Origin of the sequence: Devosia rhizoryzae, from assembly GCF_016698665.1 — a bacterium.
Classification (GTDB): domain Bacteria; phylum Pseudomonadota; class Alphaproteobacteria; order Rhizobiales; family Devosiaceae; genus Devosia; species Devosia rhizoryzae.
This window is the reverse complement of record NZ_CP068046.1, coordinates 1,418,696-1,435,462: the sequence shown is the minus strand read 5'-3', so window position 1 is coordinate 1,435,462 and position 16,767 is coordinate 1,418,696. Positions and strand designations below refer to the sequence as shown.

14 protein-coding genes are annotated in these 16,767 nt (G+C 62.5%); 9 read left to right on the top strand and 5 right to left on the bottom strand.

The genetic code is table 11. The features are described from left to right. The first annotated feature begins 1 nt into the window (after nt 1). Nucleotides 2-1,240: a cysteine desulfurase-like protein gene (locus JI748_RS07155; RefSeq protein WP_233280629.1), complete on the top strand. Its 1,239-nt coding sequence runs from the start codon at nt 2-4 to the stop codon at nt 1,238-1,240. On the opposite strand, the gene JI748_RS07150 is transcribed toward JI748_RS07155, so the two are convergent. Then, the gene (locus tag JI748_RS07150; RefSeq protein ID WP_201636376.1) at nt 1,237-2,802 is read right to left on the bottom strand and encodes a phytoene desaturase family protein; all 1,566 of its coding nucleotides are present in this window, start codon (nt 2,800-2,802) and stop codon (nt 1,237-1,239) included. The two genes, JI748_RS07155 and JI748_RS07150, sit on opposite strands and share 4 nt — an antisense overlap. A 197-nt stretch (nt 2,803-2,999) precedes the next feature. Between JI748_RS07150 and JI748_RS07145 the strand changes: the two genes are divergently transcribed. From JI748_RS07145 to JI748_RS07135, 3 genes are read left to right on the top strand one after another with little or no spacing between them, the layout of a single operon-like run. After that, nucleotides 3,000-3,791, top strand: a complete 792-nt coding sequence (locus JI748_RS07145; RefSeq protein ID WP_201636374.1) for a cyclase family protein — start codon at nt 3,000-3,002, stop codon at nt 3,789-3,791. Nucleotides 3,792-3,803: 12 nt separating this feature from the next. Next, on the top strand, nt 3,804-5,384 hold the full coding sequence (locus JI748_RS07140) for a phytoene desaturase family protein (RefSeq protein ID WP_201636372.1): 1,581 nt from the start codon (nt 3,804-3,806) through the stop codon (nt 5,382-5,384). 34 nt (nt 5,385-5,418) lie between these two features. After that, nucleotides 5,419-5,946, top strand: a complete 528-nt coding sequence (locus tag JI748_RS07135) for a MarR family winged helix-turn-helix transcriptional regulator (protein WP_201636370.1) — start codon at nt 5,419-5,421, stop codon at nt 5,944-5,946. Here JI748_RS07135 and JI748_RS07130 read toward each other — a convergent pair. After that, on the bottom strand, nt 5,943-7,469 hold the full coding sequence (locus JI748_RS07130; RefSeq protein WP_201636368.1) for an indolepyruvate oxidoreductase subunit beta family protein: 1,527 nt from the start codon (nt 7,467-7,469) through the stop codon (nt 5,943-5,945). The two genes, JI748_RS07135 and JI748_RS07130, sit on opposite strands and share 4 nt — an antisense overlap. Before the next feature lie 7 nt (nt 7,470-7,476). Beyond that, nucleotides 7,477-9,630 (bottom strand): indolepyruvate ferredoxin oxidoreductase subunit alpha, encoded by a 2,154-nt coding sequence (locus JI748_RS07125; RefSeq protein ID WP_201636366.1) that lies wholly within the window; start codon nt 9,628-9,630, stop codon nt 7,477-7,479. Nucleotides 9,631-9,965: 335 nt separating this feature from the next. Here JI748_RS07125 and JI748_RS07120 point away from each other — a divergent pair, with 335 nt between their 5' ends. Genes JI748_RS07120 through JI748_RS07100 form a run of 5 tightly spaced genes read left to right on the top strand, consistent with a single transcriptional unit; the run spans nt 9,966 to nt 15,106 of the window. Next, nucleotides 9,966-11,498 carry an ABC transporter substrate-binding protein gene (locus tag JI748_RS07120; RefSeq protein ID WP_407644946.1) on the top strand — a complete coding sequence of 511 codons (1,533 nt, stop codon included), beginning with the start codon at nt 9,966-9,968 and terminating at the stop codon, nt 11,496-11,498. A 52-nt stretch (nt 11,499-11,550) separates the two neighbouring features. Then, nucleotides 11,551-12,555 carry an ABC transporter permease gene (locus JI748_RS07115; protein WP_201636362.1) on the top strand — a complete coding sequence of 335 codons (1,005 nt, stop codon included), beginning with the start codon at nt 11,551-11,553 and terminating at the stop codon, nt 12,553-12,555. After that, on the top strand, nt 12,548-13,435 hold the full coding sequence (locus tag JI748_RS07110) for an ABC transporter permease (RefSeq protein WP_201636360.1): 888 nt from the start codon (nt 12,548-12,550) through the stop codon (nt 13,433-13,435). The genes JI748_RS07115 and JI748_RS07110 overlap by 8 nt, the downstream gene beginning before the upstream one ends. Further along, nucleotides 13,432-14,304 carry an ABC transporter ATP-binding protein gene (locus tag JI748_RS07105; RefSeq protein WP_201636358.1) on the top strand — a complete coding sequence of 291 codons (873 nt, stop codon included), beginning with the start codon at nt 13,432-13,434 and terminating at the stop codon, nt 14,302-14,304. The genes JI748_RS07110 and JI748_RS07105 overlap by 4 nt, the downstream gene beginning before the upstream one ends. Then, on the top strand, nt 14,297-15,106 hold the full coding sequence (locus JI748_RS07100; RefSeq protein WP_201636356.1) for an ATP-binding cassette domain-containing protein: 810 nt from the start codon (nt 14,297-14,299) through the stop codon (nt 15,104-15,106). Before JI748_RS07105 ends, JI748_RS07100 begins: the two co-directional genes overlap by 8 nt. A gap of 25 nt (nt 15,107-15,131) precedes the next feature. On the opposite strand, the gene JI748_RS07095 is transcribed toward JI748_RS07100, so the two are convergent. Together JI748_RS07095 and JI748_RS07090 are read right to left on the bottom strand one after the other, a co-directional pair. Continuing rightward, a complete protein-coding gene (locus tag JI748_RS07095) occupies nt 15,132-15,914 on the bottom strand; it encodes an SDR family NAD(P)-dependent oxidoreductase (protein WP_233280628.1) in 783 nt (260 codons plus the stop codon). A 2-nt stretch (nt 15,915-15,916) separates the two neighbouring features. Beyond that, on the bottom strand, nt 15,917-16,765 hold the full coding sequence (locus JI748_RS07090) for a fumarylacetoacetate hydrolase family protein (RefSeq protein ID WP_201636352.1): 849 nt from the start codon (nt 16,763-16,765) through the stop codon (nt 15,917-15,919). Nucleotides 16,766-16,767: the final 2 nt, after the last annotated feature.

Sequence of the window (16,767 nt, the reverse complement as noted above, 5' to 3'; positions counted from 1 at the left end):
CGTGGCAATCGACCACTCGTTCCCGATCAGCGCGGTTCGGGCGCGCTTTCCTGCGCTCGCGCACAATAGCGGGCACCTATACTTCGACAATGCCGCCGGGGCGCAGCTGCCTGACCTGTCGCTCAATGCGGTGCGCGATCACCTCCTCATGCACAATGTGCAGCGGGGTGGGCGTTATGGCCTCAGCCGGACTGTTGATGCCGGCGTAGCGGCGGCGCGGGAGAGCGTGGCGCTTCTGGTCAATGCCTACGATCCGGCCGAAATTTCGTTCGGCATGAACGCGACCTCGTTTATCCGGCTGGTGAGTCTCGGCATTGGGCAGACGCTAGGCGATCGTCCGGAAATAGTGGTGACCGATCTCGACCATGACGCCAATGTCTCGACTTGGCTCGCGCTCGAGCAAATCGGCGCCAAATGCGTAATTTGGCGCATGCGCGACAATGGCACGCTGCATGTCGAGGATTTGGCGCCGCTGCTCAGCGAGCGGACGCGGCTCGTGGCGTGCACCGCCGCGTCGCATGCGCTGGGGACACTGGTGGACATCGCATCGGTGGCGGCGATGACGCATGAAGTAGGCGCCGAGCTGTTCGTCGATTGCGTACACTATACGCCGCATGCGCTGGTCGACGTGCAGGCCTGGGACTGCGATTACCTCGTGTGCTCGGGGTACAAGACGTTTTCGCCGCATATGGGTTTTTTGTGGGGGCGGCTGGAGCTGCTGCGAGCGTTGCCGACCTTCCGCGAGGATTTCATCCCGAACGAGCCGCCGTTCAAGATCGAGGTAGGGACGTTCGTTTATGAGAACGTTGCCGGGATGGATGGGTCGGTGCGCTATCTTGAAGAGCTGGGGCAGGGGTTCGGCGGAGGTGGACTGTCGCGTCGCGCCGCAATTGCAGCAGCGATGTCGGCGGTCCAGCAGTATGAACTGACGCTGTCAGAGGCGATGCTCGATGTGCTGCGCCGGCGCGGAGCCACGATCTATGGCATTGCCGACCGGGCTGCGGGAAGGGTGCCGACGATCAGCTTCAATGTGCCAAATATTGGGCCCGGTGAAGTAGCGCAGGGAATGGCGGAGCGGGATATCGGCGTTCGCGACGGGCACATGTTTGCGCCGCGGCTGATGGCGCGGCTAGGGCTGGCCATGAACAGCGGCGCGGTGCGCGTGTCGCTTGTGCACTACAATACGCTCGATGAAATCGCGCAGTTCGATGAGGCGTTGGGTGAAATACTGGCGCGCTAACGCGCCAGCATTTTCGCCAGCATGTAGCCTGAACCAACGCCTGTACCGGCGCCAGGCCAGGTGCTGGCGCCGACCATGTAAAGATCCTTGACCGGCGTACGATAGCGCGACCAGCCGCCAGCGGGGCGGAACAGGAAGTTCTGGTCGAGGTGATGGCTGCCGGAAAGCGAGTCGCCCCGGACGAGGTTGGGGTTGGCACGTTCGAGATCGAGCGGTGACAATACGGCCGAGGCGATGATCTTGTTGCGCATGCCGGGAGCGTAACGCTCGATGAGATCGAGGACGCGATCGGCATAGGGCTGCTTGGCTTCGTCCCAATGGCGGGCGGCAATGCTGCCTGAAGCATCGCCCTTGATCTCATAGGGGACGACGCGAACCTGAACCCAGAGGACGTGCTTGCCATCTGGCGCGCGGCTCGGGTCGATGGCGGTGGGCTGGCCGACCACCAGCACCGGTTCGCGCGGCAGGAGACCCGACATTGCCTCGTGATAGACGGCGCTCATCACGTCGTAGCTGGGAGCCAGATGGACATAGGCGAAGGTCTTGAGTTCCGGGCTGGCGGACCAGTCGGGCAGCCCGTCCATGGCGAGGTGGATCATCATCGCGCCGGGGCCGGGGCGGAACTTGCCAGCTGCCGCGGCGAAGCTCTTGTCGATGCCGGGCACCAGCGTCCTGGCCAGGATCGAAGGGTGGGTATTGGCAATGACGGCGCGCTTGGCCGCAATTTCGGTACCGTCTAGAAGCCGAACGCCCGTCGCCCTGCCGCCGGACTGAAGGATCTGTGCCACTTCAGCATTGGGGCGCACTTCGCCGTTCGATGCCTCGATGACGCCGACCATGGCCTTGATGATCGTGTCGGCACCGCCCTGGCCAATAACCATGCCGAAATTCTGGTTGGCCATGGATTCGAGATAGGGGAAAACCGCGCCGCCAGCGACATCAGGGCCAAAATCGAGGTGCAAGCCCCATGCGGCCATGAGGGCACGGACTTCGGGACTTTCGAAGCGCGGGTCGAGATAGTTGCGGGGCGAAGCGAGCAGCAAGCGGACCATGTCGCGGACCCAAGGCAAGCCCTTTTTCCGCCAGGCCTTGATCAGCAGTTTTACGGCGCCGAATGAAGGCATCGGCTGGCCCATGATGCCGCCGACGAAGGGGGCTTCGGTGGCGAAGTCCTGAGCCATCCGGCGCCAGGTCGCGGCATCGGCGGGTGAGAGGTCTTCGATGCGGGCGGTGGTTTTGTCGAGGTCGGTGCTGACGCCCAGCCAATTGCCGATGGGGAAGGGGCTGGCAAAGCTGTTGGCGACCGGGACAAAGGCAAGGCCCTGAGCATCGAGCGCGGTCTTGTGTTCGGCGTAAAATGCGGAGCCAGCGAACATCGAGAGATTCATCGCGTAAAGATCATGCCGAAAACCGGGAAGCGTGATCTCTTCCGTTCGGACGGCGCCGCCGGGGGCGCTCGCTTTTTCGAGCACCAGAACGCGCCAGCCACGCTGGCTCAGATGGACCCCCGCCGCCAGTCCGTTGACCCCGGCACCCACAACGATTGCGTCGAATTCGCTCATGCCAGTCCCTCATGGTCATTGCAGCCGATCGTGCCGCAAGAATATGCAGCTGCCAATATTTTGAACCTAAAATATCTTTCTAATGGCCGGGATTGGGGGATTTAGGGCCTTGCATGTCCATGCATATGCCGTAGCATTCCGCTTGGAGTGGAACGCCGGCAGACAATGCCGCAACAGTTTATGTGCAGGAGAAAAGCATGAGCGCGCAACAGACACTGGCCAATCTTGGCACGGCCCTTTTGGACGGCAGCATCGAAATCGTCGACCTCACCGCCCCCCTTGGGCCAGACACGCCGGTGCTGTATCTGCCGCCCGATTTTGCCAAGAACACGCCCAAGTTCAAGATGCACGAAATCTCGGCCTATGACAAAAATGGTCCCTGGTGGGCCTGGGGCTGGATGGAACTGGGCGAGCACACCGGCACCCATTTCGACGCGCCCTCGCACTGGGTCTCGGGCAAGGATCTAGCCGAGAACACCACCGATACCGTACCGGTCAAGAACTTCGTGGCGCCAGTCGCCGTGATCGATTGCTCCAAGGAAGTGGCGGAGAACCCGGATTTCCTCCTCACCGCCGATGGCGTCAGGGCCTGGGAAGCCGAGCATGGCGAGATCAAGCCGGGCACATGGGTCTGCCTGCGCTCGGACTGGTACCCGCGTAACAGGAGCACCGAGACATTCCTCAATGCCGACGAAAACGGCCCGCACACGCCGGGACCGAGCGTCGATTGCGTGCAGTATCTGGTCGAGAAGAAGGCCATCGGCTTTGGCAGCGAATGCGTCGGTACTGATGCCGGTGCTGCTGCGACGTTTGATCCGCCGTTCCCGGCGCACAACCTTCTTCTCGGTGTCGGCAGCTATGGCCTTGCCAGCCTGACCAATCTCGACAAGCTGCCGCCCACCGGCGCCATGCTGGTCGTGGCACCACTCAAGATCGTGGGCGGCACCGGCAGCCCGGTTCGCGCCTTCGCCATCGTCCCGCGCAACTGATCGGAGCTCACCATGGCGGACGCGGACTACATCGTTGTCGGAAGCGGCATCAATGCGCTGGTCGCGGCCGCCATGCTGGGCAAGAAGGGCAACAAGGCGCTTGTCCTAGAGCGCGAGGCAGTGGCTGGCGGCTGCCTGCGCACGGAAGAGATTACCGTTCCGGGTTTCCGCCATGACGTAATGGCGACGACCTTTGTGTTGTTTATCACCTCGCCAGCCTATGCCGCGCTCGGCCCGGATCTGGCGCGGCACGGGCTCGAATTCTGCCACACCGATGCGCCGACGGCCGTGGTGCTTCCGGACAATACCAGCCTCGTGCTCAGTACGGATCGTGCGCGCAATCTCAAGACGTTCGGAGCCACCGATGCAATGGATGGTCCTGCGTTCCAGCGCGAGATGGATCGCTTCGGCGGCGATATGGGCTTCGTGTTCGGGCTTTTGGGCGGTCGTCTCTGGTCGGTCGATACCCTAAGGATGATCGGTAAGGAGCTTTGGAAGCGAGGGCCGCGCGGGCTTGCCAACTTTGCTGGTGAGGCGCTGACGCCAGCGCGAGCATACCTTGAAACCCGCTACCGCTCCGAGGCGATGCGGGCGCTTTTTGCGCCATGGGTGCTGCATTGCGGGCTCAATCCCGACAGCACCTATTCGGGGCAGATGCTAAAGGTCATCGGCTTTGCGCTGGAAGCGGCCGGGGCGCCGATCGTCAAGGGCGGCGCGGCCAATGCGGTCAAGGCCTTTTCCGGATTGATTGCCGAGCAGCGCGGCGAAATCCGAACCGGTTCCGACGTGGCTTCGGTCGTTCTCGACGGCAAGGGCAACGCCACGGGCGTGACGCTGGCGGATGGCACGACGCTTAGGGCAAGAAAGGGTGTCATCTGTTCCGTGGCGCCGGGCCAGCTATACGATCGGTTTTTGGCGGGGCAACCCAAGCCGGCAGAGGTCAGCGAGGGCGTCGCAAATTTCCGCTATGGCAAGGGCGATATGCAGATCCACTATGCGCTGCGTGAGCCGCCGCAGTGGATCGCGCAGGGGCTCGAAAAGGCCGCGTTGATCCACCTAACGCCTGGGCTCGATGGGGTATCCAAGGCATCCAACGAGGCGGAACGCGGCATGCTGCCGGCAGTGCCGACGATCTGCGTGGGGCAGCCGACGGCACTCGACCCGAGCCGGGCCCCGGAAGGGCAGGCAATTCTTTGGCTGCAACTGCCGGAGGCGCCGCGACACATCAAGGGCGATGCGGCAGGTGAAATCGACATCGGGGCGGACGGGAAATGGACCGAGGCGATCCGGGAATCTTACGCCGATCGCATCGAGGCCATATTGCGCCAACACATTGCTAATTTCGACACGGCAGTCATCAAACGAACCTGCTATTCGCCGGCCAATCTCGAGCGGATGAACATCAATCTTGTCGGTGGCGATCCCTATGGCGGCTATTGCGGCATCGACCAGTTCTTCGTCTGGCGTCCCTTGAAGACCTCGGTCAACCACACTACTCATGTGCGCAATCTCTACCACATCGGTGCGGCCAGCCATCCCGGCCCCGGTCTTGGTGGCGGTTCCGGCTTCCTCCTCGCCAAAGCCCTGCGCTAGGCTGGCCTCAAGAACGTAAAGAAGGTCCCGCACAGTGGCGAAGTATCTGATTGGCTCCTTGCGGCAGAGCAGTGACAGCCGGCTGCCCAGCCTGGGCGAGATCGGGCTCAATCAGTTTGCGCCATACCTCATAAATCGGCTTTCCGCGAGCTATAGCGCGCACCTGCAGGAGGTGTTGAAAAACAGCGGCCTGACGACAGCCAAGATGCGGGCGCTGTCGATCCTGACCATCTCGCCCGGGCTGACGGTGAACGAACTCGCCTATCTGGCGGTGGTGGAGCAATCGACCATGAGCCGCACGCTTGATGCGCTCGAGGGGCAGGGATTCGTGCGGCGGCAGTCGCGCAGCGACGACATGCGGGTGCGCGAGCTCTATATTACCGAGGTGGGCCGGACAGCCTTCGCCGAAGCCTGGCCGCTGCTGTACGGCCTTTACGCCGACCTCTTCGAAGGCGTGGAAGCAGACGAATACGATCGCTTTGTCGATACGCTGCATAAAGTCCTGCGCAACATGGACAAGCGCCTGGGCAGCGAAACCACGGCCGACGACCCCGCGGACTAAGCCTGGAGGGTGCGAACGGTGCTGAGTGCGCCTTCCAGAGCCTTGCCGGCTTCGTCCGCCAGAGCTGCCTGAACCAGCCGGCTCAGCCAGGCGCCGCCGTCGGGGCGATCAGCCAGCATGGGCACAGCGGAAAGCACCCGATCGAATTTAGCTTCGCCGCGGCTATGGGTATCGGAGTACCCCTTCACCAGACGCCGTGTCGCCAGAACCTGCACTGCCAGATCGTAGTTGGCCGAGAGATGGCTTTTCGCCAGATCAAGCCAGGCGGCGATGTGGTCCATTTCTATGCGATGGCGCAGCATGCCGCGGCGCATCGGCTTGAGGGCGGACACGACGTAAAGGCCCATGAACCAAAATACGGTGCCGGTGCGCACGCGGCGTCCCTTGTTCACGAAGCGATCGAGGCCATCGTAGAGCTTCTTGTTGCCAAGGACCCATTTACCCATGCGCTCAGGCATGGTGCCGACGACTTCTTCCATGCGCGGGTGCATGTATTCGGTGGTGTAGACCAGCTGTTCTTGACGGGCGCCGACTTCCTTGCGCACGCGCTCGAAGCGGCTGGCACGCGTCTTGAGATCGGCGACGCGCACCACGTCGTCATAAGCCATGGCGTTGGCGAGGTATTTGGCGGCCGTTTCGGTGAACGCCAGATCGTGCGCGAGGCCGTTGGCACCCAGATCTAGGCTGTAAAGGGCTTCGAGCTGGTCGAGATATTCGTCGCCGTAGCGGGCGTCCTGGAAATCGACCACCTTGCGGAGGCCTGCATAGGCCATAGGGCGCAATGCTTCGGGCAAGTTCGCATGAAGGCGGGTGAGCAGCTTGTCGAGCTGCGGCTGTCCAACGGACCGGGGCGGCATGTCGAGGGTGTTTTCGGCGCGCCGGACGACCGGTTCGGTATGGCCGCTCTGGGCGCGCTCGTAGGCGGCGCCGAAGGCGCGAAGGCTTGCCTCGATGCCTTTGCCGCCTGCGCGAATAGCGTCTTCAAAGGCGGAGCGCGGGAAGGGCAGGACTTCAGAGCCGGCCAAGGCGCCGAACAGGGCCGAGGAAATCACGCTGCCGTTCTTTTCGGCGAGCTCTTGCATGTCGAAAGCGATCGTGTGGCGCGCGGCGATGCCGGCGGCGGTGACGACGACCTGCGGATCGCCGATGCCGTCGCCCGGCACTTCCTTTTCGCCAACGGCATAAGACCGGTGGGTCGAGGCGATGAGCGTCGTGCGATCCGGGGTGACGATGCCGCGCAGCATGGAGCGGCCGGCTTCCATGAACTCGGCCGCGAGAACGATATCGACATCGCCCGGTGTTGGCATCAGCGAAAGCACGGGGTGCCGGCCTTCGCTCGGCATCAGCATCTCGACGTAATAGATTGTGGCGCCGGTGCGTTGGGCAACGCCGGGCACCGAGGTCGACTGAGCAACCCAGCCCTGGGCTTCGGCCATCGACACGACCCAATCGGCAAGGACGCCACCGCCCTGGCCGCCCATGGCTAGGATCGCAAGCGTGATAGGACGTTCGTAAGTGCTCATGACGGGATCAACCAAAACTTACGCGACGCGCCTGGCGGCGCTGCTGGAAGAAACCGATAATGGCGGAACGGACGCGCGCCATGAAGCGATCGGTGGCGGACGGATTGTAGATAATGTCGGCGCGATAGAACGACGGGCAGAGCACTGCCGCTTCCGAAACCTCACCGCAATTGCCGCAACCGACGCAGGAATTGTCGATCGCGACCACGGGGTCGTCGCGCAGCGGATCGTCGAGGTGCTTGAGCGAGAGCGAGGGGCAGCCCGACAGGCGAATGCAGGCGTGGTCCCCGGTGCAGGTATCTTCGTCGACGCCGAAGCGTTCGCGGACCATGCGTTTGCCGTCCTTGACCGACTTGGAGAACAGCGGCTTTTCACGGCGCTGCTTGTTGAGCATGCATTCGGACGACGCGACGATGACCCTGGGCCCTTCCTCATTCGAGGTCAGCGCCGCTTTGAGCGTGTCGCGCATCTTGCCGACGTCATAGGTGCGATCGATCTGGCGGACCCAGTTGGCACCGATGCCCTTGACCGCCTTGGCGATCGAATTGTTGGTGGAGCGCAGCGGGTTTTCGGCGCGGGATGACAGGATATCCTGACCGCCGGTTGCTGCCGAATAGTGATTGTCGACGATCATGATGACGCCGTCGTGCTTGTTGTAGACGGCGTTGCCGACACTCGACGACAGGCCGTTGTGCCAGAAACCGCCATCGCCCATCACCGAGATTGGGCGCTTTGCAGCATCGACATTGAAGGCCGAAGCGGAAGCCGGGCCAAGGCCGTAGCCCATTGTGCTGCCGCCGATGTTGAAGGGCGGCAGGATGGAGAAGAGATGGCAGCCGATATCGGCCGAGATGTGGTGGGTGCCCAGCTCCTTTTCCACGAGCTTCATGGCGGCAAAGATCGGGCGCTCGGGGCAGCCGGTGCAGAAGCCGGCGGGGCGGGCAGGGACGACGTCGGCCAGCGCTGCAACCTCGGGGGTGGCTAGAATGGCATCGGCGCTCGGGACGGGCGGGCGATTGCCGAGAAGCGGCGGGGCAAACTCGGCGAGGAACGACTGAATTCCGTTCATCAGCACGGAGGCGGTGTAATCGCCGCCCATCGGCAGCCGGTCCTTGCCGGCGACGCGGGTCTGAATGTCACGGCGGCGCAGGGCGGTGTTGACAGCCTGTTCGAGGTAGTCCGGGTGGCCTTCCTCGACCATCAGCACGGCGCTCTTGCCCTGGCAGAAGCGCGCAAGTTCGTCATCCACCAGCGGGTAGGTGACGTTGAGCACATAGAGCGGGACGGCCGTGTTGCCATAGCTGTCGGCGAGGCCCAGCAGCTGCAGACCGCGGATGACCGAATTGTACATGCCGCCCTGCAGTACAATGCCCACCGGACCCTTCTCGGGGCCGAAGAACTCGTTGAGCTTGTTGTCACGGATAAAATCGACGGCGGCCGGCCAGCGCTTGTTGAGCTTTTCCTTGTCGTGGATGGTAATCGACATAGGCGGCAGGACGATGCGGCTGATATCGCGCACCGGGTTTTCCAGCGCTTCCTTCATCGAATAGGCAGGTGGCTTGTTGTCCTTGGCGACGAACTGGCCGTGGACGTGACAGGCGCGGATGCGGACCTGCAGCATGACGGGGGTGTTAGACGCTTCGGAGAGGGCAAATCCGTCCTCGACCGACTTTACGATGGATTCGAGATTGGGGCGTGGATCAAGCAGCCACATCTGCGACTTCATCGCAAAAGCATGGCTGCGTTCCTGGGGGATGGAGGAGCCTTCGCCGTAATCCTCGCCGAGGATGATCAGCGCGCCACCCTTGACGCCGCTAGAGGCAAGATTGGTGAGGGCGTCGGAGGCGACATTGGTACCGGCAGTGGATTTCCAGGTGACGGCGCCGCGCAGGGGATAATTGACCGAGGCGGCAAGCATGGCCGCTGCCGTCGCTTCGGAGGCCGACGATTCGAAGTGGACGCCCAGTTCGTCGAGCACCGGCTTGGCGTCGGCGAGAACGTCCATGAGGTGCGATATCGGGGAGCCCTGGTAGCCGCCGACATAGGCGACGCCCGATTGCAGCAAGGCCTTGGTGATGGCCAAGATTCCTTCGCCGCGAAAAATCTCGCCGGCGCCGAGCTTGAGGTCTTCCACCTCGCGGGCAAAGGAACGTTCGGCCATGGGTTACTCCTCCCTGCGACCATCTCCCAAAAACCTGAGTGAACTGGTCGGCAATATATATGCATTTGCATATTTATCCAAAGCCGGTGCGCTGTCAAACGGCGCGTGGCAGGCCTCGGTAACAATCGTGAACGGTTTGCCGCGCACCACTTTTGTTCGGCAAAGTGGCGCCACCTCTATAGGCGCACTGCGTATTATTTGGGCGAAAGTTCCGTCGCATGACAAACGTGAAATCCCACTAGATACATGTCGGACGATATGTTTAGGTATAAACTATTGTCTGCCGGGGGTAGGAGCTCGTCGGGCAAGAGGGAACGCAGAGAGGGAACTTTGCCATCATGATTACACGTCGCGCCTTTTTGGCCGCTGGCTCGGCCAGCGTCGTCGCTGCAGCTCTGGCCGGCACCTTGCCGTCGCTGGCGCAGGATGCCGATACGCTGACCATTGCCTTCAACGTCAACCTGCCCAGTTTCGACCCGACGAGTGGCGCCTCGGCGGTCAATCCGACGATCCAGGCGATCTACCGCACCGTGTTCGACCAGTATATCGGCCAAAAGCCTGATCTCTCGTTCGAGCCGGGGATCCTGACCGAATGGGGCTTTAACGAAGACAAGACTAAGGTCTCAATGACCGTGCGCGAGGGCGTGCTCTGGCATGACGGTTCGCCGTTAACGCCCGAAGACGTCGTATGGTCGATCGAGCGTGCCGGCGACCCGGCAAACGGCAATCCGGTTTCCAGCGTCTGGGCTTCGATCGGCAACTTCACCATCGATGGCAATCGCATCGATGGCGACGTCGTCGCGTTCGACCCGACCGTGTTCAAGTGGATGGCATTCCTTACCGGCTATGTGCTGCCGAAAGCCTATTTCGAGGAAGTGGGCGCCGAAGCCTTCAACCAGAAGCCGATCGGCACCGGGCCTTATATGGTCCATGCGTTCGAAAGCAACGCCTTCCTCCGCCTCAATGCCAATCCAGACTATTGGGGTCCAAAGCCGACATTTGAGACCGTCATCTTCAAGTTCGTGACCGATGCGACCAGCCGCACGGCGGAAATCGAGAGCGGCGCTTCGGATGTGACACTTGAAGTGTCCTACGAGGACTACGACCGCCTGCGCGAGACCGAGGGCCTCGATGGCGTGGCCGTGCCGATCTCGGACATCGGCATGATTTTCCTCAACAATATCGGGCCCATGCTCGACAAGAATGTGCGGCTTGCTGCGCATCACGCAATCAACAAGCAGGCGATCATCGACCGGCTGCTGCGGGGCTATGGCGTTGCCATCGATACGCTGCAGGCGCCAGAATACGAGGCCTACGATGCCTCCATCAAGGTGGGCTTCGACGAGGCCAAAGCGGTCGAGCTATTGGCCGCAAGCGGTTTTTCGACCGACAATCCGGTGCGCTTTCCCATCCAGACCACCCGCGGGCTCAAGCCCAAGGATTATGAGATGATCCAGGCGATCGTCGGCATGTGGCGCCGCGTCGGGATCGAAGCGGAAATCCAGGTCTACGAGATTGCCCAGCATTACGAACTGCGTGCCGCCGACCAGCTGGCCCCGGCCGCGTTCTATAACTGGGGCGATGCCATCGGCGACGCTTCGGCCTCCACCGGCTTTGCCATGTTCGGGCCGACGCCGCACTCGGTGTGGGACACCGAGGACCTCGACGCGATGATCGCGCCGCTCTGGACCGAAAAGGACGAAGCCGCCCGAGTCGCCGGCTGGAAAGCGGTCGACAAGTACATCGCCGAAGAAGGCTATGTGATCCCGCTGCTGCAATATGTACAGCCGATCCTGTTCAAGTCGACGCTGACCGTGACGCCGAACACGTCCGGCGCCTTGCAGCCGTCGCTGATCGCCCGAACCTGATCGCTTGGGCGGGGCATGGCGCTGCCGTGCCTCGCCGTTTCGGGGAACGCGTATGATCTTTCTGATCGCCAAGCGGGCGGGAATGGCCGCCATTACCTTGTTCGGCGTTGCGGTGGTGGTGTTCATCCTCCTCCGCGTCGCGCCGGGCGATCCCATCGCCATGATGATCGGGCCCGGTGCTACGGCCGAGGACATTGCGCGGCTGCGCGCTAGCTATGGTCTCGACCAGTCGCTGTTCAACCAGTTCTGGATCTGGCTCGGAAGCCTCATCCAAGGCGATTTCGGCACCTCGATTTCGCGACGGGTGGATGTCGGGCAATTGCTCCTGGAACGGTTGCCGGCAACGATCGAGCTGGCGCTCATGGCCTTGCTGGTCGCCGTGCTGCTGGGCGGGGCTATTGCCATCGTCGGAACACTGGTGCGGCGGCACTGGTCATCAGGGGCGCTCGATGGCGTAAACGGGCTGCTGCTCGCCATTCCTGAATTCGTATGGGCCCTGGCTCTGGTGCTGGTGCTCGGAGTGGCGTTTCCGGTCTTGCCACTTTCGGGACGCATCAACCCGAGCCTTTCGACCGATTTCCGGACCGGGTTCTATCTACTTGAGTCTGTTCTGACGCTGCGGTTCGGCCTGGCGGGTGATCTGTTGCGGCATATGGCGATGCCGGTTCTGGCGCTGGCGCTGCCATTGGCCGGCATCATTGCCCGGGTGCTGCGGGAAGCGCTGAGCGAGGCTATGATGCAAGATTATGTGACGCTGGCGCGGGTCAAGGGCATGAGCGAAATTCGGCTGGTTTGGTCGGAGGCCTTGCGCAACGCCATCGGGCCGACGCTGGCGCTGACCGGCGTACAGTTCACGTTTCTCATCGGCGGGACGGTGATCGTCGAGAAGATTTTTTCCTATCCGGGGCTGGGGAACATGGCGATCGATGCTGTGATCAACCGTGACTTCCCGCTGATCCAGGGCCTGGTGCTCATGTTTGGCGTCCTCTTCATTCTCATCAACCTCGTCGTCGACTTTGCCGTCGTCGCCGCCAATCCGCGGTTACGTCATGGCTGATGCGACCCTTGTTATACCCGCCAAGAGGCGTCGCTGGCCGCTACTCGCCGTCATGTTGCGCGACCCGAAAATCGTTTTCGGCGGCGGCTTCATTCTGGTGCTGATTGTGCTCGCGCTGGGCGCGGACTGGATCGCGCCGCACGATCCGTTGATGCAGGATCTGATGCTCGGTTCGCTGCCGCCGGCCGGCATGGCCGGCACGGAGCCCGGCTATTGGCTGGGGACGGACGACCTCGGCCGCGATGTGCTGTCCCGCTTTATTCACGGCACGCGCACGGCGCTGACGGTGGCGTTTATCGCGGCGACCATTGCAGCGGTACTGGGGACGGTGGTCGGGCTGCTGGCCGGTTTCTTCGGCGGTTGGGTGGATGCGGTGGTCTCGCGGCTGATCGAGATCTGGATGGCGTTTCCTGCCGTCTTGCTCTCGATCCTGATAGTGGCGATCCTGGGCACGGGCGTACACTCGGTGATCTTTGCCATTGCCATTATCGACTGGACGCGGTTTGCGCGGGTGGTGCGGGCCGAAACCATGGCGCAGAAGCAGGCTGACTATGTAACGGCCGGGCAAGTGCTCGGCTTTTCCCGGTTCGGCATCTTGATCGGCGAAATTCTGCCCAATGTGCTCTGGGTCGTGCTTGGACTGTTTACGCTGGAGCTGGGACTGGCCGTCGTCATTGAGGCGATCCTGTCCTTTGTCGGGCTTTCGGTGTCGTCCGACACGCCGACCTGGGGCGGAATGATCGCGCAGGGGCGCGGCATCATCTATCAGGCCTGGTGGGTGTTCGCCCTGCCGTTGGCGGGGTTGCTAGCAACGGTGCTGGCCTTCAACCAGCTTGGCGTTGGCTTGCGCCGGAGCCTTGATCCGGTGATGCAACGATGAGCGCGCATCTCGTCATCGAAGGCTTGAGCGCCGTATCGCGCCGGGATGGCAAGCCGATACTGCGCGATGTGTCGCTTGCGGTCGAAGCCGGCTCAATCCATGGCCTCGTTGGCGAAAGCGGCGCGGGCAAGTCGACGATCAGCAAGATCGTTCTCGGCATCGTTTCGCGTGGCGTAGTGGTCACGGCTGGGCGGGTGCTGCTGGGTGGCAAGGACCTGTTGCGCATGGGTGAGCGCGAAAAGCGCATGCTGATCGGGTCTGAGGTCGGGCTTATTCCGCAGGATCCGCTGACGGCGCTCAATCCAGGGCGTCGCATCGGCGACCAGCTGACCGATAGCCTGCGCATGTGGAAAGGGCTTGGCCAAAAAGCTGCATGGGCAAGGGCTCTTGAATTGCTCGACCATGTGGCCATTCGTGAACCGGCACGGGTCATGGATCAGTTCCCGCATCATCTTTCGGGTGGCATGCGCCAGCGCGTACTGATTGCGGCGGCTTTTGCGATTGAGCCCAAGCTCCTGATTGCCGACGAGCCGACGACGGCGCTGGACGCGACGGTGCAAAAGCAGGTGCTGCAACTGCTCAAGCGTTTGCAGGCCGAGCATGGCACTTCGGTCGTGTTCGTCACTCACGATCTTGGGGTAGTGGCGCAGATTTGCGACGCGGTGACCTTGCTGTTCCAGGGCAAGGTGATGGAGCAGGGGGCAGCGGCCGAGATCTTTAACGCGCCACGGCACATCTACACGCGAGCTCTTCTGGCAGCGAGTCCGCGCTATGATGACCCCGCTGCTGGGCTGAAGCCGATCGATGAGGCGGTGATAGCCGCGTGTTACGAGGAAGTCCGGCATTTCGATGGAGCCCATCATGGCTGAACCATTGGTAGAGACGCGCAGTCTGGTGGTCGACTATGCCGCGCGCCGCTCGATCCTAGGGCCGACCAATGGGTCGACGCGCGTGCTGCGCGGCGTCGATATTCGGATCGCCGAGGGCGAGATCGTCGGCATTGTGGGGGAGTCCGGGTCGGGGAAGTCGACACTGGGCCGTACGTTGTTGGGGCTCGTGCCGGCGACGGAAGGCGAGGTGCGTTTTGCCGGGGAGCCGATCGGTGCGCAGCCCGAGCTGACGCTGCGGCGGCAGATGCAGATGATCTTCCAGGATCCGATGAGTTCGCTCAATCCGCGGCACACCATCCGCACCATCCTAACGCGGCCGATCCTGTTGCATGGCGTGGCCGCCGATCAGGCAGCAGCGGATAGTGCGGCTGCGGCCGTGCTGGAACGCGTTGGCTTGCCGCTATCGGTGCTGGCGCGCTTTCCGCACGAATTGTCTGGCGGCCAGCGGCAGCGCATCGGCATTGCCCGAGCAGTGATGCTGCGGCCGCGCTTTGTTCTGGCGGACGAAATCGTGTCGGGGCAGGACGTGTCGACGCAGGCGCGGGTGCTCGTTTTACTTAAGGAGCTTTGTACCGAGATCGGCATGTCACTGGCCTTCATCAGCCATGACCTGTCGGTGATCCGGGCGCTCTGTCACCGGGTCTATGTGCTCAATGGCGGTGTGGTCGTTGAGGAGGGTGCCTGCGAGACGGTGTTCGCCAATCCGCAGCATGCCTATACACGGGCGCTGATCGACGCCATTCCTTTGCCGGTGATCGGCGGCAAATGGTTGGCGGCGTAGCAGCGGCGCTGCTACGCCACCGTGTTCAGTCCTGATAGATGCCAGTGTCGCTGGCGACGCGACGATAGGCGGCGCCGGCAGTAAAGCCGCCATCGATGACAAAATCTTCGCCGGTGATGAAGCTCGATGCGTCAGAAACGAGGAACAGCACGAGTTCGGCGATTTCCTCCGGCTTGCCGCTGCGCTTCATCGGCGTCATGCCGATCATGGGCTGCAGGTGCGGGCTGTTGGCATTGAGGCCGGTAACGACCAGGCCTGGGCAGATGGCGTTGACGCGGATACCCTTGCCGACCAGTTCCATAGCGGCGCTGCGGGTGAGGCCGCGGAGACCCCATTTGCTGGCGGTGTAGGCGGGATCGTAATGGCCGGAAAAGCCGCTATTGGACGATATGTTGACTATGGCGCCGCCACCATCTTCGGCCATCAACTGGCTGGCCGCCTGGATGCCGAGGAACGCCCCGGTCAGATTGACCTTGAGCACCTTTTCCCACGCATCGAGCGCAGTTGTCTCAACCGTCGTGCGATTGATGATGCCGGCATTGTTGACGAGAATGTCGAGCCGGCCCTGCCAGGAGCGGGCAAGCTCGATGGTTTCCTGCCAGCTGTGTTCGCTGGTGACGTCGAGGCGGATGAATTTGGCCTGGAGACCTTCATCGATTAGCGCCTGGGCGAGTGCGATGCCCTCGGCCTCAAGCACATCGGCGATGATAACGGCGGCGCCGGAGCGGGCGAGCAGGCGCGCTTCGGCTTCGCCCTGACCACGGGCGCCGCCGGTGACAATGGCGGTCTTTCCCTCGAGCTTGTTCATACTCATGCTCCTGCCGCTATGGTTGTCTGGCGCTGGCTGCCGAGACCGTCGATGCCCAGCGTGATCACCTGGCCCTCGCGCAGGAAGACTGGCTCCGGCTTTATGCCCATGCCGACGCCGGGCGGTGTGCCGGTGGCGATGATGTCGCCGGGCTCGAGCGTCATGAACTGGCTGATGTAGCTGACGAGGAAGGCAACGCCGAAGATCATGGTGTTGGTATTGCCGGTCTGACGGCGGACGCCGTCGACATCAAGCCAGAGGCCGAGATTCTGTGGGTCTGCCACTTCATCTCGGGTGACGAGCCAGGGGCCGATAGGGCCGAATGTGTCGTGGCTCTTGCCCTTGGTCCACTGGCCGCCGCGCTCGGACTGGAAGCTGCGTTCAGAGACGTCGTTGACGAGGCAATAGCCGGCAACGTGATCGAGCGCTTCGGCTTCGGCAATATATTTGGCGCGCTTGCCGATCACGACACCAAGTTCGACTTCCCAATCGGCCTTTTGGGAAGTGCGGGGAATTTCAATGTCGTCATTGGGGCCGTTGATGGCGGTGGTCGCCTTCATGAAGAGGATCGGCTCGTCCGGCGGTGCCTTGCCGGTTTCTTTGGCATGATCGGCGTAGTTGAGGCCGACGCAGATGAATTTGCCGACATGGCCGACGCAGGGGCCGATGCGATCGTCGGGAAGAGCAGGAAGGGTCGACAGGTCGAGCGCGGCCAGCTTGCGCTGGCCTTCGTCGGACAGCACGTCTCCGGCGAGATCGTCGACGAGGCCGCTGAGATCACGCGCAACACCCTGGGCGTCTAGGATGGCGGGTTTTTCGTGGCCCTTGGGGCCGATGCGGAGGAGTTTCATAG